The sequence below is a fragment of the Bradyrhizobium sp. B039 genome, assembly GCF_038965675.1.
In the GTDB taxonomy this organism is placed as follows: Bacteria; Pseudomonadota; Alphaproteobacteria; order Rhizobiales; family Xanthobacteraceae; genus Bradyrhizobium; species Bradyrhizobium diazoefficiens.
Window position 1 is genome coordinate 1,230,587 of sequence record NZ_CP152416.1, and the last position, 18,634, is coordinate 1,249,220.

General features: G+C 65.2%; 19 protein-coding genes and 1 tRNA gene. 10 read left to right on the plus strand and 10 right to left on the minus strand.

Features of this window, described 5'->3' with window-relative positions; genetic code table 11:
* Window positions 1-101: 101 nt before the first annotated feature.
* Window positions 102-1,898, minus strand: a complete 1,797-nt coding sequence (locus tag AAFG50_RS05670) for a tetratricopeptide repeat protein (RefSeq protein WP_028173866.1) — start codon at window positions 1,896-1,898, stop codon at window positions 102-104.
* Between the two features lie 222 nt (window positions 1,899-2,120).
* Between AAFG50_RS05670 and AAFG50_RS05675 the strand changes: the two genes are divergently transcribed.
* Window positions 2,121-2,753, plus strand: coding sequence for a LysE family translocator (locus tag AAFG50_RS05675; protein ID WP_028173867.1), 633 nt, complete (start codon window positions 2,121-2,123; stop codon window positions 2,751-2,753).
* Between the two features lie 63 nt (window positions 2,754-2,816).
* Complete coding sequence (locus AAFG50_RS05680) at window positions 2,817-3,227, plus strand: GFA family protein (protein ID WP_028173868.1); 411 nt, start codon at window positions 2,817-2,819, stop codon at window positions 3,225-3,227.
* An 8-nt stretch (window positions 3,228-3,235) separates the two neighbouring features.
* Here the strand turns inward: AAFG50_RS05680 and AAFG50_RS05685 are convergent, their stop codons facing one another.
* The gene (locus AAFG50_RS05685) at window positions 3,236-3,988 is read right to left on the minus strand and encodes a sulfite exporter TauE/SafE family protein (protein ID WP_028173869.1); all 753 of its coding nucleotides are present in this window, start codon (window positions 3,986-3,988) and stop codon (window positions 3,236-3,238) included.
* A 94-nt stretch (window positions 3,989-4,082) separates the two neighbouring features.
* Between AAFG50_RS05685 and AAFG50_RS05690 the strand changes: the two genes are divergently transcribed.
* Window positions 4,083-4,973 (plus strand): LysR substrate-binding domain-containing protein, encoded by an 891-nt coding sequence (locus tag AAFG50_RS05690; RefSeq protein ID WP_028173870.1) that lies wholly within the window; start codon window positions 4,083-4,085, stop codon window positions 4,971-4,973.
* 20 nt (window positions 4,974-4,993) lie between these two features.
* Here the strand turns inward: AAFG50_RS05690 and AAFG50_RS05695 are convergent, their stop codons facing one another.
* The 3 genes from AAFG50_RS05695 to AAFG50_RS05705 form a co-directional block, all read right to left on the minus strand.
* On the minus strand, window positions 4,994-5,959 hold the full coding sequence (locus AAFG50_RS05695) for a tripartite tricarboxylate transporter substrate binding protein (RefSeq protein WP_028173871.1): 966 nt from the start codon (window positions 5,957-5,959) through the stop codon (window positions 4,994-4,996).
* Window positions 5,960-5,977: 18 nt separating this feature from the next.
* Window positions 5,978-6,760: a histidinol-phosphatase gene (gene hisN, locus AAFG50_RS05700; RefSeq protein WP_011090456.1), complete on the minus strand. Its 783-nt coding sequence runs from the start codon at window positions 6,758-6,760 to the stop codon at window positions 5,978-5,980.
* Window positions 6,761-7,310: 550 nt separating this feature from the next.
* The gene (locus AAFG50_RS05705) at window positions 7,311-8,201 is read right to left on the minus strand and encodes an N-formylglutamate amidohydrolase (protein ID WP_011090455.1); all 891 of its coding nucleotides are present in this window, start codon (window positions 8,199-8,201) and stop codon (window positions 7,311-7,313) included.
* Between the two features lie 377 nt (window positions 8,202-8,578).
* On the opposite strand from AAFG50_RS05705, the gene AAFG50_RS05710 reads away from it, so the two are divergent.
* Together AAFG50_RS05710 and AAFG50_RS05715 are read left to right on the plus strand one after the other, a co-directional pair.
* The gene (locus AAFG50_RS05710; RefSeq protein WP_007597092.1) at window positions 8,579-8,938 is read left to right on the plus strand and encodes a response regulator; all 360 of its coding nucleotides are present in this window, start codon (window positions 8,579-8,581) and stop codon (window positions 8,936-8,938) included.
* A gap of 72 nt (window positions 8,939-9,010) precedes the next feature.
* A tRNA-Val gene (locus tag AAFG50_RS05715) sits at window positions 9,011-9,085 on the plus strand.
* A 100-nt stretch (window positions 9,086-9,185) separates the two neighbouring features.
* Here the strand turns inward: AAFG50_RS05715 and AAFG50_RS05720 are convergent.
* On the minus strand, window positions 9,186-9,638 hold the full coding sequence (locus AAFG50_RS05720) for a DUF4440 domain-containing protein (RefSeq protein WP_231166623.1): 453 nt from the start codon (window positions 9,636-9,638) through the stop codon (window positions 9,186-9,188).
* A 289-nt stretch (window positions 9,639-9,927) separates the two neighbouring features.
* Here AAFG50_RS05720 and AAFG50_RS05725 point away from each other — a divergent pair, with 289 nt between their 5' ends.
* The gene (locus tag AAFG50_RS05725) at window positions 9,928-10,398 is read left to right on the plus strand and encodes an L-2-amino-thiazoline-4-carboxylic acid hydrolase (protein WP_028173873.1); all 471 of its coding nucleotides are present in this window, start codon (window positions 9,928-9,930) and stop codon (window positions 10,396-10,398) included.
* A gap of 15 nt (window positions 10,399-10,413) precedes the next feature.
* Here the strand turns inward: AAFG50_RS05725 and AAFG50_RS05730 are convergent, their stop codons facing one another.
* The 3 genes from AAFG50_RS05730 to AAFG50_RS05740 all read right to left on the minus strand — a co-directional run bounded on the left by AAFG50_RS05730 (window position 10,414) and on the right by AAFG50_RS05740 (window position 13,158).
* The gene (locus AAFG50_RS05730; protein WP_028173874.1) at window positions 10,414-10,878 is read right to left on the minus strand and encodes an NUDIX hydrolase; all 465 of its coding nucleotides are present in this window, start codon (window positions 10,876-10,878) and stop codon (window positions 10,414-10,416) included.
* A gap of 112 nt (window positions 10,879-10,990) precedes the next feature.
* Window positions 10,991-11,575: a UbiX family flavin prenyltransferase gene (locus AAFG50_RS05735; protein ID WP_028173875.1), complete on the minus strand. Its 585-nt coding sequence runs from the start codon at window positions 11,573-11,575 to the stop codon at window positions 10,991-10,993.
* Window positions 11,572-13,158 (minus strand): UbiD family decarboxylase, encoded by a 1,587-nt coding sequence (locus AAFG50_RS05740; protein ID WP_028173876.1) that lies wholly within the window; start codon window positions 13,156-13,158, stop codon window positions 11,572-11,574. Before AAFG50_RS05740 ends, AAFG50_RS05735 begins: the two co-directional genes overlap by 4 nt.
* On the opposite strand from AAFG50_RS05740, the gene AAFG50_RS05745 reads away from it, so the two are divergent.
* The 3 genes from AAFG50_RS05745 (at window position 13,158) to AAFG50_RS05755 (ending at window position 15,668) form a co-directional block, all read left to right on the plus strand.
* Window positions 13,158-13,739 (plus strand): SCP2 sterol-binding domain-containing protein, encoded by a 582-nt coding sequence (locus tag AAFG50_RS05745; RefSeq protein WP_231166624.1) that lies wholly within the window; start codon window positions 13,158-13,160, stop codon window positions 13,737-13,739. The two genes, AAFG50_RS05740 and AAFG50_RS05745, sit on opposite strands and share 1 nt — an antisense overlap.
* Window positions 13,739-14,716, plus strand: a complete 978-nt coding sequence (locus AAFG50_RS05750) for a peptidase U32 family protein (protein ID WP_028173878.1) — start codon at window positions 13,739-13,741, stop codon at window positions 14,714-14,716. Before AAFG50_RS05745 ends, AAFG50_RS05750 begins: the two co-directional genes overlap by 1 nt.
* Before the next feature lie 61 nt (window positions 14,717-14,777).
* Window positions 14,778-15,668, plus strand: coding sequence for a U32 family peptidase (locus AAFG50_RS05755; protein ID WP_028173879.1), 891 nt, complete (start codon window positions 14,778-14,780; stop codon window positions 15,666-15,668).
* 5 nt (window positions 15,669-15,673) lie between these two features.
* Here the strand turns inward: AAFG50_RS05755 and AAFG50_RS05760 are convergent, their stop codons facing one another.
* Window positions 15,674-16,765 carry an enolase C-terminal domain-like protein gene (locus AAFG50_RS05760; RefSeq protein WP_028173880.1) on the minus strand — a complete coding sequence of 364 codons (1,092 nt, stop codon included), beginning with the start codon at window positions 16,763-16,765 and terminating at the stop codon, window positions 15,674-15,676.
* Window positions 16,766-16,957: 192 nt separating this feature from the next.
* On the opposite strand from AAFG50_RS05760, the gene AAFG50_RS05765 reads away from it, so the two are divergent.
* Window positions 16,958-18,520: an adenylate/guanylate cyclase domain-containing protein gene (locus tag AAFG50_RS05765; protein WP_028173881.1), complete on the plus strand. Its 1,563-nt coding sequence runs from the start codon at window positions 16,958-16,960 to the stop codon at window positions 18,518-18,520.
* Window positions 18,521-18,634 lie beyond the last annotated feature (114 nt).

The following is an 18,634-nucleotide window of genomic DNA, read 5'->3' on the forward strand; positions in this document are numbered from 1 at the left end:
CCGCCGACTATACTACTTCAGCGTGTGACAAAGTGTGGCTGAATTCACTGTGCTGTCAACAAGAGCGGACGTGAGATCGTCGCGCGGCCGCAGTCCGCCTGTCAGGACTCGGCGGCGCGTTTGACGTCGCTCTGGACCAGCGTCAGCTTGCCGAGCGGCACGCCCGCCTTCAGAAGCCCCTCGCGGTAATGAGCGAGGTCCTCGGGCCGCTTCCAGTGGAAATTGCGCAAATGGCGGTCGACATTCAGGGTCGGGTAGTTGCCCATGAGCACGCGGGTCGCCTCGACGGCCTCGCCGGTCCGCCCCAATTGCGCCAGCGCTGCGGCTCGGATCGCCAGCGCCTGCATGTGGTTCGGGTTGATGTAGAGCTGCTCGCGGGCCCACGACAGGGTCGCGTCATACTGCCCCAACAGATAATGGCTGAACGCGTTCAGTGCGGCCCATTGGTAGCGCGGGTCGCTGTTGTCGCGCTGCGCGGCCATCGAAAACAGCTCGATCGCCTCGCGGTGCTCGCCGATCACGAAATGGCAGATGCCGAGCACGCCGCGCGCGCCGTTGTCGTAGGGGTTGAGTGCGACCGCGCGCTTGGCGGCGTCCATCGCGGCCTCGTAATGCCCTTCCATCGCATGGGCCCAGGACAGGATCGAGAACGCGAAGGAGGAGCGCGGGTCGAGCCGGACGCTGGTTTCGGCGAGGTTCATCGCCTCGGCCCACATCTCCCGCGTGCCCTTGACCCAGCCGAACTGGATGCTCTGGATCTGGATCGTGGCGAGGTAGGCGTGCGCGATCGACAGCTTGGGATCGACCGCGATGGCCTCCCGGAACAGGTCGACGGCGGCGGCCAGGTCCTCCTTGGTCTGCCGGTAGTAATGCGACAGCCCCTTGAGGAAACGGTCCCACGCGGTCACGTCGGTCGAGAGCCGCGCGGGCGCCGAGGCCTCCGCGCGGACGATCTCGGTGGCGATGGCGGCGGACAGGTTGGTGGTGATCTCGTCCTGCATCGCGAAGAAGTCGCCGATGTCGCGGTCGTAGCGCCCGGTCCAGAGCTGCTCGCCGGTCTCCGGCGCGATCAGCTCCGCGGTGACGCGGATCTTGGCTCCGGCGCGCCGCACCGAGCCCTGGATCAGATAGGTGGCGTCGATCTCGCGCGCGATCAGCCGGGTGCTCGTGTTCTTGCCCTTGAAGGCGAAGGTCGAGTTGCGGCTCAGCACCCGATAGAACGATTGCAGCGACAGCGCGTGGATCAGATCCTCGGTCAGGCCGTCGGAGAAGTATTCGTCCTGGGCGTCGCTGAGATTGGCGAAGGGCAGCACGCCGACGATCGCGGTGCGGTACTGCTGCGAGAGCGCGGACGCCTCCCTCAGCTCGGGGGCGATCGCCCGTGCGCCCTCGGGCTTCCAGGTCCAGACCCCGACCGCATCCTTGATGTTCTTGAAGCGATGGTTGCCGCCATCGACTAGCGGCACGGTGAGATGCTTGTTCGCCTCGCTGTAGGCCTTGGCCGAGATGGCGAAGCCGCCGGGGCTCGCCACCGATTCCAGGCGGACGGCAATGTTGACATCGTCACCGAACACCTCGTCCTCGTCGGCGATGACGTCGCCCATGTGGATGCCGAGCCTGAACTGCATGGCGCGGTCGGCCGGCAGATGGTGGTTGCGCTCCGCCATCAGCGTCTGCATCGCGATCGCGGCTTCGGTGGCGCCGACGATCGAGGGGAACTCCAGCAGGAAGCCGTCGCCGGTGTTCTTCACGACGCGGCCGCCGTGATTGAGGATGATGGGGTGAATCGCGCTGCGATGCGCCTTGAAGGCGGCATGGGTGCCAGCCTCGTCGCTGCCCATCATGCGCGAATAGCCGGCGACATCGGCGCAAACAATGGCAGCCAGACGTCTTTCCATATTCTCGGAGCTCCAAAGGATGGAGGACTGGCCACGGCGTGGCAGTCGCCTCGAATCCCGCATTTCAAGAACCCTGCCTTTATAGAGCAGATGAGGCCGCGGGAAAGTATGATCCGCATTGCAAATTCAAGGTAAATCCTACGCAGTCCCGGCGGTGGACGACGGCCGCCGAACCGACTAAGCCCGATCCCTTGAGACGGACGGGGCGGCGGGGCACCTCACATGCTGGGCATTCACGAAATCTGGCTCTTCATCCTGTCGGGCGTGCTGCTCAACATCACGCCGGGACCGGACTCCGTCTACGTCATCGGCCGCAGCATGCAGATGGGCTGGCGGGGCGGGGCTGCCGCCGCCTTGGGCATCAGTTGCGGCTGTTTTTTCCACGTCGCAGGCGCGGCAATCGGCCTTTCGGCCCTGCTGATGGCCTCATCTACCGCTTTTTCGATCCTGAAGCTGGTTGGCGCGGCCTATCTGGTCGTCACGGGACTTCAGATGCTGTGGTCGCGCCCGACGCTGGCATCGGCGATCGACGAGCCGGCGCGGAGCTCGTTGCGGCGGGTGTTCCTCCAGGGCGTCTTCACCAACGCGCTCAATCCCAAGGTCGCGCTGTTCTTCCTGGCCTTCCTGCCGCAATTCGTCGCAGCCGATTCACCGCACAAGCCGCTCGCCTTCCTGACACTCGGGCTGATTTTCATCTGCACGGGAACGCTGTGGTGCCTGGTGCTGGCGGCGTTCGCGGCAAAGGCCGCGCACCGCTTGCGGGCCTCCGAGGGCGCGATCGCCTGGGTCAACCGCGCGCTCGGCGGCCTGTTCATTTATCTCGGCATCCGCGTCGCCATGCTGGAGACGCGGTAACTCGTTCGAACGAATGACTGGGCATGCAATCGGCCCGATAGAGGCCGCGCGCGGGAGGTTTCGATGATTCGTGGAAGCTGTCTGTGCGGCGCCGTGCGTTTCGAGATCGACGAGGTTCGCACGCTGACGCATTGTCATTGCGTCAATTGCCGCAAGCTGACCGGCGCGGCATTCGCCACCTATGCCCATGTTGAAGCCGACAAGTTTCGCTTTGTCGCGGGCGAGGACATGACGGTGGCTTACGAGTCCGCGCCGGGCAGTTTTCGCCATCGCTGCAAGACCTGCGGCTGCCTGACGCCGGGCAAGGCGAGTTATTTGCCGACCGTCAGCATTCCCGCCGGCCTGCTCGATGACGATCCTGACGTCAGGCCCCGCCTCCACGTCTTCACCTCGTCGCGCGCGCCGTGGTGGACGATCCAGGACGATCTGCCTCAATACGATAAATGGGTGCCGGGCTACGCGCCGAAGGCGTGAGCCTCTTCTCAGGCGAATTCCTTCAGAAGCGCGCTGCCAGCCAGATAAAGGCCGAGCAGGATCATCGCGATCAGGAACCAGCGGCGAAACGCCTCCGCCGGCATCCGCGCCCGCACCGACTGGCCGATGAGCATGCCGGCAAAGGCCATGGCGAGGCCCACGGCGCCCGGCACCGCATTGGCCGGCGTCAGCAATCCGCCGGCGGTGAGGTTGAAGGCGAGCGCCAGCGTCGCGGTCGTGAAGAACACGCCGAGTGCCTGCACCAGTTCGTCCTTCTCCATGCCGATCGCCTGCATGAACGGCATCGAGGGGATCACCTGCACGCCGGTCGAGGCGGAGATCACGCCGGTGACCACGCCGACCACGCCACCAACCCATTTCTCGTTCTGCGGCGCGACGCGGAACTGGAATTTGTTCAGGCCTATCACCGCGTAGATCACGAGCAGGGCGCCGAGCACGATCGTGCCGTAGCGCGCATGCGGGCCGGTCAGCGCGCCGGCATTGAGCCAGCAGCCGATCACGGTGCCGATCATCAGCGGCCACAGCCGCCTGAGGATGTCGCGCAAGTACGGTCCGACGAAAGTCTGCCAAATGTTGGTGATGATGGCGGGCACGATGACGATGGCGATCGCGCGGCTCGGGGCCATGCTCACCGCGAGCAGGCCCATGGAGACGGTCGGCAGGCCGAGCCCGACCACGCCCTTGACGAATCCGGCGACCAGGAAGACGGCGGCGATGACAATGAGGAAAGGGTCGATCATGACCTGCACATTGACCGAAGCCGCGCCCGGGCACAATCTGGAGGTTACGGAGACAGCCTTCGCTATGGACGAAGGCTTGGTTGGAGGAGACCAAATGCGTTTCGATCTCGTCGATCTCCAGCTGTTCATCGCAGTCGCCGACCAGCGCAGCATCACCCGCGGCGCGGAGCGGTCGCATCTGGCGCTGGCCTCGGCCAGCGCGCGCATCAAGGGGCTGGAGGATGCGCTCGGCGTCGCGCTGCTCAAGCGCGGCCGCCGCGGCGTTGAACTGACCGCGGCCGGCGAGAGCCTGCTCGATCATGCTCGTCTCGTCATCCACCAGATCGACGCCATGCGCGGCGATCTCGCCGGCTTTGCCAGCGGCGTGCGCGCCAGCGTGCATTTTCTCGCCAACACCTCCGGCCTGTCGGAGCATCTGCCGAAGGCGCTGGCCGGCTTCCTGCGCGAGCATCGCGACGTCGCCATCGACATCGAGGAGCGCGAGAGCACCGACATCGCGGCGGCGATCACCGCCGGCGCCGCCGACCTCGGCTTCGCCGCGGAGCACGCGCTGCCCGACCATATCGAGCGCTTCGTCTTCAGCGAGGATCACCTGACGTTGGTGACGTCACGGCGCGGCCCGTTCGCCGGCCGCCGCCAGATCGATTTTCAGGAGGCGGGCGCGTGCGAGTTCGTCGGGCTCACCAGCGCCACCGCGCTCCAGGTGCATATTTCGAAGCACGCCGCCCGGCTCGGCATGCGGCCGCATTACCGCGCGCGCCTGCGCGACTTCGATGCGATCTGCCAGATGGTCGCCGCCGATGTCGGCGTCGCCCTAGTGCCCGAAGCCGCTGCCCGCCGCTGCGCCAAGCTGATGCCGCTCGCCATGGTCCGCCTGCGCGATGCCTTCGCCAACCGCAAACTCGTGATCTGCGCGCGAAGCTTCAAGACGCTGCCGCGCCCGGCGAAGATGCTGGTGGAGCATTTGCGGGCCGAGGCGGTGTGAGGCCGTTCGCTTACCGAGCGCTACTTCGCCGTCTCCACCCCGGCGTCCTTGATCACCTTCGTCCACTTCTTCGTCTCGTCCGCGATGAATTGGCGGAAATGCTCCGGCTCATCACCAACAAGCGTCGCGCCTTGCGCGGCGAGCTTTTCCTTTACGGCCGGATCCGCCATCGCCTTGGTCGCCAGGCCATGCAGCGCTGCGACGATCTCCTTCGGCGTGCCCTTGGGCGCGACCATGCCGTACCAGTTCTCGATGCGCAGATCAGGAAAGCCCGCTTCCGCCGTGGTCGGTACCTCAGGCGCGGTCGGTGCGCGCTCGACTGAACCGACCGCGATCGGCCGTAAGGCGCCGGCCTTGACCTGCGGCAGTAGCACCGGAAGATCGAGGAACGTCATCTGCACCTGCTGGCCCAGCAGGTCGTTCACCGCGGGTGCGGCGCCGCGATAGGGCACGTGCACGATGTCGATCTTCGCGGTCAGCTTGAACAATTCGCCGGCGAGGTGCGGCAGGCTGCCGGGGCCGGAGGAGGCGAAGTTGAGCTTTCCGGGCTGGGCCTTGGCGAGCGCGATCAGTTCGCCGATGTCCTTGGCAGGCACGTTGGTGGCGACGACAAGCATTTCCGGCACGGTCGCAACCAGCGTCACCGGCGTGAGGTCGGACAATGTGTCGTAGGCGACCCGCTCCATGCTCGGGCTGATCGCGAGCGCGCCGGCTGAGGAGATCGCGATGGTGTAGCCGTCGGGCGCGGCCTTCGAGACCGCGTCGGTGCCGAGCACGCCGCCTTGGCCGCCGCGATTGTCGATCAGCACCGGCTGGCCCGAGAGCTCGGACATGCGCTGGCCGATCACGCGCGCGATGATGTCGTTGGGGCCGCCGGCCGGGAACGGCACGATCAGCTTGATCGGCTTGGCCGGAAAATTCTGGGCGGAGGCGAGGGCGGGAAACAGAAGCAGGCTTGCGAGGAAGAGCTTACGCCAGTTTTTCATACAAGCCTCTTGGGGCGGCTATCCGTTGAGCAGTTTCATAGCTTCTTCGTGGACCCTGGCATCGCCCGCCGCGATGATGCGGCCGCCGCCCTGGGCCGGCTTGCCTTCCCAGGTGGTGACGACGCCGCCGGCGCCGGTCACGATCGGGATCAGGGCCGCGATGTCGTAGGGCTTCAGCTCGGTCTCGACCACGAGATCGACGTGGCCGGCCGCCAGCATGCAATAGGAGTAGCAGTCGCCGCCATAGCGCGACAGCCGCGCGCCCTTCTCGATACGGCCGAAAATGGCGCGGTCGCGCTCGTTCATGAGCAGCGGGCTCGTGGTGTAGGTCGTCGCCTCCGACAGCGAAGCGCAGCGGCGGACCTGGAGCCGACGCTCGCCGGAGGGGCCTTTATAGTTGGCCGAGCCGTTGTCGCCGGAAAAACGCTCGCCGATGAAGGGCTGGTGCATCATGCCGAACACCGGCGCGCCCTTGTGCAGCAGCGCGATCAGCGTGCCCCAGATCGGGAACCCGCCGATGAAGGACTTCGTGCCGTCGATGGGATCGAGCACCCAGACATAGTCGGCGTCCTCGCGCTCATTGCCGAATTCCTCGCCGACGATGCCGTGCTGGGGGAAATTGGCCTTGATCAGCCGCCGCATCACCGCCTCCGCGGCGCGGTCGGCTTCGGTCACCGGATCGAAATCCTTGGTCTTGCTCTTGTCGTCGATCGACAGCGAGGTGCGGAAGAACGGCAGGATGGTTTCGCCGGAGGCGGTGGCGAGCCCTCCGATGAAGGCTGAGAAGTCGATCACCGTCACGGCGCATCCTCAAAACGAAAGTCGGGTGAAGCTCGCATCTGCCTATCTCAATTCGCCTCTCGCGTGCAGCGCTGTCTTGATTTGCACCCTGGTATTTTGGATGCCGATGCCGGTTGCCTCATCCGAGCCATCTGCTGGCCAAATATCGATCATTGAGTTGAAAACTTAGTTCCGAACATGCCTTGTTCGTATGCAAATGACTATCAACCCATTGAATTTCCTTATCAAAGGAACCCAATCTGGGTTTCTCTGGAAGCAACAGAGCCATGTGTGTTTTGCATGGGAAATGGCTCAAAAGCCCTTGCACTTTGTGCGGCGCGGCCGCATATTGTTGCGGTGCGGTAGCGCTCTGCGTTACCGCTGCCCTCCTTGGGCGTTTCCTCCCTAGACTTGGGCCGCTTGCGTCATTCGCGAGCGGCCCTTTTTTCTTTGGGTCGCCTGTTTCACTTCGGCTGTGCGAAAATGCGAAGTGAAGATCCGGCGTCCGATACGCTCGCAGCTGTGTCTGGTCCCTGATCCGCGACGTGGTCGCGCGTCGCAGGCTTGCCGCCTATTCCGCCGCGGCCTGGAACGGTCCGAGATCGCCGAACGGGATCGTGGCCGCCAGCACGTCGGCGAGCACGCCGAAGTCGGTTGCCACTTGCGCAAAGCGCGGACTGCGCTCGCGCCGACGCTCGTCCATGTAGATCGCGCGGTTGAGCTCGAGCTGCACCGCGTGAAGCCCGCTCGCCGGGTTGCCGTAATGCTCGGTGATGAAGCCGCCGGCATAGGGCTTGTTGCGGCCGATCGAATAGCCGAGCCCGCCCATGGTCTCCTCGACCCGGTCGGGCAAGAGCGGCGTGCAGCTCGTACCGTAACGGTCGCCGATCACGATGTCGGGCCGGCGCGGCTCGTCCCTGCTGACGCCGACCGAGGGCATCGAGTGGCAGTCGACCAGCACCACCGTGCCGAACATCTGGTGCACCTTGTTGATCAGCCGGCGCAGCGCGCGGTGATAGGGCTTGTAGAGCGTCTCGATCCGCGCCAACGCATCGTCGACCAGGATACGGTCGCGATAGATCTCCTGGCCATCGCCGACCACGCGCGGGATGGTGCCGAGGCCGCCGGCGACCCGCATCGAGCGGGTATTGGCAAAGCTCGGCAGCCGGCCGGTGAACATGCGGGGGTCGAGCTCGTAGGGCTCGCGGTTGACGTCGACATAGGAGCGGGGAAAGTTAACCCGCACGGTCGGAAAGCCGCGGGCGCTGAGATGGCCGATCAGCTCGTCCATGAAGGAATCTTCCGACCGCCGCAGTGTCGGCAGGTCGATCCTGGAGGCGCTGAGGAATTCGTCCGGATAGGTCGAGCCGGAGTGGGGCGAGTTGAAGATAACCGGCGCGCGCCATTCGGCGGGCTCGACGATCTCGAATGCTGGCGACATCTCGCCGTCAAACCGGGTCATCTTCTCAGGCTTCGTCCCTTATTCCCAGGCTTCGTCCCTTCACGCCACAAGATCCGGCCCCGCAGGATCCTGTAAGGCCCGGCAAAGGCTTGAACGGATTGATTCGGCCGGTCGAGCGGCTCTTATGTGTCGTCATTGTCCGGAATCGCAACCATTCTGCCAAGCGAAAAGATGTGATCTGCGCTGGAACATGTCTTAACCGTGCAGGCAGCGAGGCGGGGATCATCCGGTCGGCTTCGATTGATTCGATCCGCATTCCGGTTCACAAGGAGCCGGCAGCGCGATCCGTCCAGGGTAAAGATTTTCACCCCAAATTTACCCTCTGTCGGGCTTAGTGACCTCTGCTGATATCCTCTGGGGATTCGACGTTTCCTGCCATGCCAAAGATCCTGCTCGCCGAAGACGACAACGACATGCGCCGTTTCCTGGTCAAGGCGCTGGAAAACGCCGGTTTTCAGGTCTCGTCCCATGACAACGGCATGGCCGCCTACCAGCGGCTCCGCGAAGAGCCGTTCGAGATGCTGCTGACCGACATCGTGATGCCGGAGATGGACGGGATCGAGCTCGCCCGCCGGGCCTCGGAACTCGACCCCGACATCAAGATCATGTTCATCACCGGCTTCGCCGCGGTCGCCCTGAACTCGGATTCGGACGCCCCCAAGAACGCCAAGGTGCTGTCCAAGCCCGTGCATCTGCGCGAATTGGTCAGCGAAGTGAACAAGATGCTGGCGGCCTAAATCGGCCTCCTTCCGTCCTTGCGCCGGGTCCCCTGAGCCGTTATAGGGACCCCACCGATGAAATGACCTCTAGGGCACGTAGCTCAGCGGGAGAGCACTACCTTGACATGGTAGGGGTCACAGGTTCGATCCCTGTCGTGCCCACCATCCTTCGCTCGCGATAGCGAGAGAAGGATGCCGCGCCGGAGCCCAAAGGGCGAAGGCGGGCTGCCGCCGCGAGCTTCGGCCAGGCAGGCCCAATCCCCCTCTACTTCAGTTCCGTATTCGCCACCGGCATGATCGAGGCGACGTGCCAGCCGGCCGCATCCTGCACGTAGGTCTGGCTGATCAGAAACGTATTCTGCTGCGCCGGCTTGCCCGGAAGTGCGCGCGTGAAGACGATCGGCACGAGGATCTGCATGACCTCGTTCGAAATCACGGCGACGTGGAATTTCGACATGTCGGGCTCGAGGTGCCAGGTGCCCTCGTAATACGTCTTGAACCGGGCGGCGACTTCGTCGCGGCCGCGCGTCTCGATGCCTCTGGCAAACAGCAGCGTGCCGGGCGAATTCAAGAGCATCGCCTTCACCGCATCGGCATCATGCGCATTCTGTGCCGCGATGAATTTCTCGAAGATGGCTCGTGCCTCGGCGTCATTCGCGGCAGCCTGCGCGCCTCCGACTGACCAGTACGTGGTGGCGAGAAACAGTGCCGCGGCCACCGCCGCAACATGACGGCGTCGTGAAGAACGTCGTGGCCTGACGTTGCTTGGAGACATCTCGGGTCGGATCATGTTCACCTCTGGTCATCTGCCGGCGGCATTTGAATGGTACTCATCATACCATTGATGGCTGCGTCGACGTTTTCAGAATTGCACGATCGGCGATAACCCTGACATCACGGAAACGTAGGCTTTGGGATGTCATAGGACGAAACAGGCAAGCTCTCGCCGCCAACAGCAAGTTGAGTTATCGTGCTGTGGCGTGAAGTAACCCGGATGAAGGTTGCCCATGAGCGTTTCCGTCATCGAACAGGCAAAGATCCAGGCGCAGGTGCTGGTGCCCTTGGTCAAGGCGCTCCAGGCCGAGCTCGGCGAGGCGCGCGCCAATGCGCTGGTGCGCAAGACGCTCGGCGATCTCTATCGCGGCTTCGGCGAGGAATTCTGGAAAGCCAGGAACGAGAGCGATCTCGGCAAGGCCGTCTCGTCGGCGTTCGGGACCTATGCCCGCGACGATGCGCTCGCCTATGACGTGATCGAGCAGAGCCACGACGCCTTCGCGTTCGACGTCAAGCGATGCGCCTATGCCGAGTTCTACAAGGCGCTGGGTGAGCCGGAGCTCGGTTTTCTCCTGGTCTGCACCGCCGACTTCGCGACCGCGGAAGGGTTCGGCCCCGACGTCAGGCTCACGCGCACGCAGACGATCATGCAAGGCGCGCCGCATTGCGACTTCCGCTATCGGCGCGATACGGGCGGAACCTGACGAGAGCGGCGCCTCTCACGCAGTTCCGTCTCTTGCCTCCAGCAGATCCTTCAATCCGGTCGGATAGAGGCTGGGTCCGCCCTCCACGTCGAGATCGGCGAGGTCGAACCAGCGCGCGACGATCTGCTCGCCGTTATCCTCGCGGAAATCGATGCGGTCCTGTCCGCTGAATGCGCCGTCGGGAAGCGCGACCTCGGCGATGAACATCACCTCGTGCCCGGTCTCTCCCTCATGCGCAAAAATGTTCTCCATCACCAGCGGCTCGCCCGTGATGGCAATGTCGATGCCGAGCTCCTCGCAAAATTCCCGCACGAGCGCCGCCCGCCAGCTCTCGCCGAACTCGATCTCGCCGCCGAGCGGACGGACGCCCTTGATCCGGCCCGCATCGTCGCGCACCTCGGCCGCGAGCAGGCGCCCGTCCCGCCAGTGCAGGCCGATCGCGACGACGCGGATGTGAGGATGAGGGCGCCAGGTGGTCATGGAGCATCGATAATGCTTGTCGCACTTGCGTGCAACGATGAACGCCCTCATCGATCGGCGACAGAACGACCTGCCCGAGACGACGGACCGGAACGCCGCTGCGCGCTGGCGCTTATCTATCGCCGTGCCATTTCTGCGCGGGCGCCGCAATGTCCGGCAGGTCCAGGAGATTGATCGCGCGGCAGGCGATCTGATCGACGATCTCGGCCAGCGACTGCGGCTTCAGATAGAAGGCCGGCAGCGGCGGCGCGATGATCGCGCCGATCTCGGTGGCCTGGACCATCGCGCGGAGATGGCCGAGATGCAGCGGGCTCTCGCGCACCAGCAGCACCAGGCGTCGTCGCTCCTTGAGCTGCACGTCAGCGGCGCGCACGAGAAGATTGTCGAGCTGTCCGAAGGCAACCGCCGACAGCGTCCGGATCGAGCACGGCGCCACGATCATGCCGCCGACCGGAAACGAGCCGCTGGCAATGCTGGCGCCAATGTCCGAAGCCGCATGGTCGCGGAAGGCGAGGGCGCGCAGCCGCGGCAGCGCCTCGGGGCCGACCTCCTCGGCGAGCGTACGCTCCGCTGCCGGTGAGATCACCAGATGCACCGCGCAGTGTGGATTCTCCGCCAGCCGCTCGACGATGCGCACGCCGATGGCCGCGCCCGAGGCACCGCTGATGCCGACGATCACGCCATGCCGCTCGCTCATGCGGGCTCGCGTAGCTGCAGCCCGCCGATCCCGCCGAGGCCGAGCGCCGGCCACATCGCATCGACCTTGGCGATCACGGCGGAATCCATCGCCAGCGGCTCGCCCCATTCCCGCTCCGTCTCCGGCGGCATCTTCGTGGTGGCGTCGATCCCGAGCTTGCCGCCGAGGCCGGATTTCGGCGAGGCGAAGTCGAGATAGTCGATCGGCGTGTCGGACAGCGCCACGAGATCACGCGAGCTGTCGCTCCGCGTCGCCACCGCCCACATCACCTCGCGCCAGTCGCGAATGTCGATGTCGTCGTCGACCACGATCAGTAGTTTGGTGTAGCTGAACTGCGGCAGCATCGACCACAGGCCCAGCATCAGCCGCCGTGCCTGGCCGGGATAGCGCTTTTTGATCGATGCGATCGCGACCCGGTAGGAGCAGGTCTCGGGCGGCAGCCAGCAGTCGGTCACCTCGGGGAATTGCTGCCGGATCAGCGGCACGAACAGCCGGTTCAGGGCCTCGCCGATCCGGGACGGTTCGTCCGGCGCGCGGCCCGTGAAGGTCGACAGATAGATCGGCTGTTGCCGCGACGTGATGGCGGTGACGCGCAGCACCGGAAACTGCTCGACCGAATTGTAGTAACCGGTGTGATCGCCATAGGGACCTTCGGCCGCCGTCTCGGTCGCCGAGACAAAGCCCTCGATGACGATCTCGGCCGTGGCAGGGACCTCGAGCGGTACGGTGAGGCAGGGCGTCAGCTCGGGCCGCTCACCGCGCAGGATGCCCGCGAAGCGCAGCTCGGAGATCGTCTCGGGCAGCGGCATTACCGCGGCAAGGATGGTCGCGGGGTCGGCGCCGATGACGATTGCGACCGGCATGTCGCGCCCCACGGCCTTCCATTGCTGATGATGCCGGGCGCCGCCGCGATGGGCGAGCCAGCGGACGATGGCGCGGTCGCGGCCGAGGATCTGAATGCGATAGACGCCGACATTCTCCTCCTGGTCGGCGGTCGGCGATGCCGGCGGCGCGGTGATGACCAGTGGCCAGGTGATCAATGGGGCAGGCTCGCCCGGCCAGCAGATCTGCGCCGGCAGTTTCGTCAGATCGATGTCCTCGCCCATGGCGGCGCGATCCTGGACCGGCGCGGCTGCGCGCGAGCGCGGCCGGGTCGCAAGCGCGGCGCGGGCCAGCGGCAGCTTGCGCCAGGCATCCCGAACGCCGTGCGGGGGGCGCGGTGCGCGCAACTCGGCCATCATCGCGCCGAGCTCTTCGAGCCGGTCAGGCGTGATGCCCATGCCCCACGCGGTCCGCTCCACCGTGCCGAACAGATTGGTCAGGAGCGGCATGCCGGATGGTAGGCCGTCGGCCCTGATCGGCCGCTCGAACAATAGTGCCGGTCCGTGCTCGCCGATGACGCGCCGGTGAATCTCCGTGATCTCATGGACCACGGAGACCGGTTCGCGAATGCGTCGCAATTGTCCCTTGCCTTCGATGAAGCGCAGGAAGTCGGATAATTCGCGGAAGCGCGGAACGTCACGTTGCAAGCGGACAATCTCCTGAAAGGAGCAGAAGCTAGCCGGAGCGATTTCGCTCCTCATTGTTCCCGCTCAAATACATTCGCGCGCAATCGGCTCAGATATGTCCCATGAGTCATTCGTCCCTCGCGTCCGGCCCGTTGCCGACAATCCCGCCGCTTCTCGCGCTCGCGCTGCGTCCCTTGCCCCTGCTGCCGCTGCAACTCGTTCTCGGTGGGTTCCTGGAGCGGATCCTGAGGCGCAATCCCGGCCTGCTCGACAGGCTCGGCGAACATCGCCGTGCACGGTTCGGAATCAAGCCGACCGACTTGCCGTTCGCGTTCATCGTCGAGGCCGCGCCGGCGCGATTGTCGGTGGTGCGCGAATTGCCATCCGGCTTGGACGCCTGCGTCTCCGCCTCGCTCGCGAACCTGCTGGCCCTGGTCGAGGGCAGGGTCGACGGCGATGCGCTGATGTTCTCGCGCCAGCTCGGAATCGAGGGCGACATGGAGGCGGTGCTGGCCTTGCGTAACGCGATCGACGATGCGCGGCTCGATCTGGCCGCAGAGCTGGCGTCCCTGTTCGGTCCATTGGGCGAGCCGGCCAGGCGTTCGTTCGAGCTCGCGCGGGACAGGTTGACCGGCGCGCCCCGGGAGCAGGGGTGATGGAGCTGATCTGTCCCGCCGGCACGCCGGCCGCGCTGCGGAGCGCCATCGAGGCCGGCGCGGATGCCGTCTATTGCGGCTTCAACGACGAGACCAATGCGCGCAATTTTCCGGGGCTGAACTTCAGCCGCGATGAGCTGCGCAAGGGAATCGCCTTTGCCCATGGACGCGGCGCGCGCATCCTCGTCGCTATCAACACCTTTCCGCGGGCGTCGTCCGTGGCGCTCTGGCAACGGGCGGTGGACGATGCCGTCGATGCCGGTGCGGACGCGCTGATCGTCGCCGACATCGGCTTGATGGATTATGTCGCAAGGCGCCATCCGAACCAGCGCCTGCATGTCTCGGTGCAGGCGGCGGCCGCGAACCCCGACGCCATCGCCTTCTATGTCGAGACGTTCGGAGCGCGCCGCGTCGTGCTGCCGCGCGTGCTCAGCGTTTCGGAGATCGCCGAGATCACCCGCGAGACGACATGCGAGACCGAGGTGTTCGTGTTCGGCGGCCTCTGCGTGATGGCCGAAGGGCGCTGCTCCCTGTCGTCCTATGCCACCGGGAAATCGCCGAACATGCAGGGCGTCTGCTCGCCGGCAAGCCACGTGGCCTATGAGGAGACCGCGAAAGGAACGACATCCCGGCTCGGCGGCTTCACCATCAACCGCTTCGCTCCGCAGGAAGCCGCGGGCTATCCGACCCTTTGCAAGGGGCGCTTCTCGACGGCGCTTGGTGACGGCTACATTTTCGAGGATCCGGTCAGCCTCGACGCCACGACGCTGCTCGGCGGATTGCGGAGCGCCGGCGTGGCCGCGCTGAAGATCGAGGGACGCCAGCGCGGACGCGCCTATATCGAGAGCGTGGTCCGTCACTTCCGCCGCGCGCTCGATACGCTGGAGGATGGAAGCGAAGCCGATATCGTGAGCCTGAAGCCGTTCACCGAAGGCCAGGCCTCCACGCTCGGCGCCTATCGCAAGACATGGCGATGATCGTTCGGCGATGACTGGTGAAGCGAGGGCTGGCGGTCCAGCATGAATGAGAGATGCCCCGATGCAGCTTAGTCTCGGCCCGGTCCTGTACAATTGGGCGCCGGAGCGCTGGCGCGATTTCTACTTCCGGATCGCCGACGAGGCGCCGGTCGACGTCGTCTCCGTCGGCGAGATCGTGTGCTCGAAACGGTCTCCGTTCTTCGCCGAGCATCTGCCTGAGGTGATCCAACGCCTCCAGCAGGCCGGCAAGCAGGTCCTGCTGGGCTCGCTGATCCTGGTGTCGCTGCGGCGCGAACGGCGCCAGACCGAAGAGCTCTGCGCCGCCGGGGACGCGCTGGTCGAGGTCAACGACCTCACTTGCCTCAGGTCGATCAAGGGCCGGCCGCACGCCATCGGGCCCTTCGTCAACATCTACAACGAGACCAGCGCGGCCTTTCACGTCCGGCAAGGCGCCGCGCGCATCTGCTTGCCGCCCGAACTGCCGGTCGCATCAGCGGCGGCGATCGCCGCGGCGCTGCCGGAGGCCGTGATCGAGATATTCGCTTTCGGCAGGGTGCCGCTGGCGATCGCGGCCCGCTGCTATCACGCGCGGCTTCACAAGCTCTCCAAGGACAATTGCCGCTTCGTCTGCGAGAAGGACCCCGACGGGCTCGCGCTGAAGACGCTGGACCAGCAGGATTTCCTGACCATCAACGGCGTGCAGACCCTGTCGCATGCCTGCACCAATCTCGTCAGTGACATCGGTGCGCTGCGCGAGGTCGGGATCGGCTCGCTGCGCCTGTCGCCGCAGGATTGCGACATGGTCGAAGTCGCAAAAACCTTTCGCGACGTGCTCGACGGGCGCAGGTCAGCCGAAGAGGCAAATGGCCGCCTGTCCGAGCTTTACCCGGGCGTCGCCTTTGCCAACGGGTTCCTTCGCGGCCAGTCCGGCTTTTCCCTCGCGCGAGCGTAGCCGGATCAGCTGACCAGATATTTCCTCACCGCTCCCTCGTCCCACGCAATGCCGTTGCCCGGCTCCTCGTTCGGCAGAGCAAAGCCGTCCTTGATCTTCAATCGCGTCGAAAGCACCGCGTCGGCCCAGTCGACATATTCCAGCCAGTGCGCGGTCGGCGTCACGCACAAGAGATGCGCGCTGACTTCCGAGAACAGGTGCGTCGACATCTCGATGCCGGAGGCATGCGCGAGCGCGGCCGCGCGGAGCCAGCCGGTGACGCCGCCGATGCGCTGCACATCAGGCATCACGTAGTCGCAGGCTTCCGCCGACAGCGCCGCTTGCATCGAGAAGGCGCTGTCAAAATTCTCGCCGATCTGGACCGGCGTGTGCAGCGCGTCCGCGATGCGGGCGTTTCCGTCATAATCGTCATGGCGGATCGGCTCCTCGATCCAGCTCAAGCCCTCGTCGTCGAGCATCTCGCCGCGGCGGATGGCTTCGGTGACCGTCAGGGCCTGGTTGTAGTCGCACATCAGCGTGACCTGATCGCCGACGGCTTTTCTCACTGCGCGCACCACGGCGAGATCCTCCCGCGCATCGGGCCGGCCGACGCGGATCTTGGCGGCGTGAAAACCCTCGGCCAGCAGCTTGTGCGCCTCCTCCACCGCGGCGCCCGCCGGCATGATGCCGAGCCCCTTCGAATTGTAAGCCTTGACCGGCTTCGGCGCGCCGCCGAGGAGCCTTGCCAACGGCAGGCCTTTGCTGCGGGCCAGCGCGTCCCAGGCCGCCATGTCGATGCCGGATTGCGCCAGCCGCTGTAGGCCGGCGAGGCCCAGCAGCGTGAAGCGCTGGGTCAACTTGCGCTCGATCTCGAACGGTAGCAACTCGTCGCCGGCAAGCAGCTCCGACATCTCCGCGACCATCGCCGTCAGCGGTTTCAGGGCTGACGGCGTGATCGAGAACAGATAGGCGTGCCCCACGGCGCCCTGGTCGGTCTCGCAGTCGACCAGCACCAGCGGCGCCCTGGCAACCGCCCCGGTCGAGGTCTGGAGCGGCAGGTTCATCGGCACGATCACGGCGCGCGCATTGAAGCACTTGATGCGGACGGTCTCGGTCATGGGCAGTGGCTCCGGATTATCAACGCAGGTTGATCCCGATCTTAGACCTTCGTGATGAAACGGAAAGACGCTTGGTGCGACCACCATAAAATGGGGTTGCGCGCGCCCGCTTTTGTTGGCTCTGTGCCGCCGCAGGCTTTGCCGCAAATCCCGGGAGGTTTGCGACAAAAACGCACACAACGGAGCCACAGTGTGAAACAAGAGATCGCCGAAGAACAGCGCAAGAGCGGCGTCCTGACCGGTGCCGCGATCGCGTTCCTGCTGCTCGCTCTGCCGCTCGCGGTGTGGCTGGACCTGACCGAGCTCTCCAAGACGGCGCTGCGCCGGCAGGCCGCCGATCTCAATTCGGTAATCACGAGTGTGCGCAGCTATTACGCGACCAACGTGGTCGGGCGCATCATCGCCAATCCTGATGGTACGACCAGGGTGGTTCACAATTACGAATCCGTTCCCGGCGCGATCCCGATCCCGGCGACGCTGTCGCTGGAGCTCGGACGGGTGATCGGCGCGCAGCAGGAGAACATCACCTACCGCTTCGTCTCGGACTTCCCGTTCCAGAACCGTGCGCCGCACCAGCTCGACAAGTTCGAGAAGGACGCGCTCGACGCGCTGCGCAGGGATCCCGAACAGAAGATCTTGGAGACCGAGACCTCGCTGTTCAACGACAAGGTCCGCCTCGTCGCCCCCGTCACGATGGGCCCGGCCTGCGTGAGCTGTCACAACAGCCACCCCGAAAGCCCGAAGAAGGACTGGAAGGTCGGCGATATCAGGGGCATCCAGGAGGTGATCATCGCCCAGCCGATCGCCGCCAACATTTTCTCGTTCAAGTTCCTGCTGGCCTATTTCCTGATCGCCGCAGGCAGCGGCCTGTCCTTCCTCTCGCTCCAGCGCCGCCAGGCGAGCCGCATCAAGGGCATGAACAAGGAGCTCGAATCCGCCAACGACTTCCTCGCCTCGCTCTCGATGAAGATCTCGCGCTACATCCCGCCGCAGGTCTACAAGAGCATCTTCTCCGGTCAGAAGGACGTCATCATCCACACCGAGCGCAAGAAGCTCACCATCTTCTTCTCCGACATCCAGAATTTTACGGCGACCGCGGAGCGGCTCCAGCCCGAGCAACTGACGCAACTCCTCAATGAATATTTCACCGAGATGTCGGCGATCGCCCACGAACATGGCGGCACGATCGACAAGTTCATCGGCGATGCCATGCTGATCTTCTTCGGCGACCCCGAGACCCGGGGCGACCGCGCCGATGCGCAGGCCTGCCTCCAGATGGCCTGGCGCATGCAGCAGCGGCTAGCCGAGCTCAATGCGAAGTGGCGCGCCTCCGGCATCGAGCAGCCGTTCCGCTCGCGGATGGGCATCAATTCCGGCTATTGCAATGTCGGAAATTTCGGCAGCAGCGACCGCATGGACTACACCATCATCGGTGCCGAGGCGAACCTCGCCGCGCGCCTGCAATCGATCGCCGAGCCCGGCGGCATCGTGCTGAGCTACGAGACCTTTGCGCTGGTCAGCGACATCGTCCGCGCCCACGCGCTGCCGGCGATCACGATGAAGGGCATCAGCCGCGAGGTGATTCCCTATTCGGTCGACGCGCTGAACGATGCTGAGGCTGCGAAGAGCGGCATCATCACCGAACGCGCGCCCGGCCTCGAGCTCTATCTCGACCCCGCGGTGGTGAAGTCAGGCGATGCCGCGCGTGTGCGCTCGCTGCTGGAAAGCGCGCTGGCGTCGCTGAAGCCGGCGTGAGGGTGCGCAGCCGCTTCACCGGTCGAGAGAGTCCCCGTGCGGCACCCCCCTCCCTAACCCTCCCCCGCAAGGGGGGAGGGAACACAGTTGTGCGTGTGGCTGCGTCAAGGTGAT

Coding starts and splice junctions, on each gene's coding strand:
- AAFG50_RS05670 (WP_028173866.1), bottom strand. CDS start 1,898: ATGGAAAGACGTCTGGCTGCCATTGTTTGCGCCGATGTCGCCGGCTAT.
- AAFG50_RS05675 (WP_028173867.1), top strand. CDS start 2,121: ATGCTGGGCATTCACGAAATCTGGCTCTTCATCCTGTCGGGCGTGCTG.
- AAFG50_RS05680 (WP_028173868.1), top strand. CDS start 2,817: ATGATTCGTGGAAGCTGTCTGTGCGGCGCCGTGCGTTTCGAGATCGAC.
- AAFG50_RS05685 (WP_028173869.1), bottom strand. CDS start 3,988: ATGATCGACCCTTTCCTCATTGTCATCGCCGCCGTCTTCCTGGTCGCC.
- AAFG50_RS05690 (WP_028173870.1), top strand. CDS start 4,083: ATGCGTTTCGATCTCGTCGATCTCCAGCTGTTCATCGCAGTCGCCGAC.
- AAFG50_RS05695 (WP_028173871.1), bottom strand. CDS start 5,959: ATGAAAAACTGGCGTAAGCTCTTCCTCGCAAGCCTGCTTCTGTTTCCC.
- AAFG50_RS05705 (WP_011090455.1), bottom strand. CDS start 8,201: ATGACCCGGTTTGACGGCGAGATGTCGCCAGCATTCGAGATCGTCGAG.
- AAFG50_RS05710 (WP_007597092.1), top strand. CDS start 8,579: ATGCCAAAGATCCTGCTCGCCGAAGACGACAACGACATGCGCCGTTTC.
- AAFG50_RS05725 (WP_028173873.1), top strand. CDS start 9,928: ATGAGCGTTTCCGTCATCGAACAGGCAAAGATCCAGGCGCAGGTGCTG.
- AAFG50_RS05730 (WP_028173874.1), bottom strand. CDS start 10,878: ATGACCACCTGGCGCCCTCATCCTCACATCCGCGTCGTCGCGATCGGC.
- AAFG50_RS05735 (WP_028173875.1), bottom strand. CDS start 11,575: ATGAGCGAGCGGCATGGCGTGATCGTCGGCATCAGCGGTGCCTCGGGC.
- AAFG50_RS05740 (WP_028173876.1), bottom strand. CDS start 13,158: ATGAGGAGCGAAATCGCTCCGGCTAGCTTCTGCTCCTTTCAGGAGATT.
- AAFG50_RS05750 (WP_028173878.1), top strand. CDS start 13,739: ATGGAGCTGATCTGTCCCGCCGGCACGCCGGCCGCGCTGCGGAGCGCC.
- AAFG50_RS05755 (WP_028173879.1), top strand. CDS start 14,778: ATGCAGCTTAGTCTCGGCCCGGTCCTGTACAATTGGGCGCCGGAGCGC.
- AAFG50_RS05760 (WP_028173880.1), bottom strand. CDS start 16,765: ATGACCGAGACCGTCCGCATCAAGTGCTTCAATGCGCGCGCCGTGATC.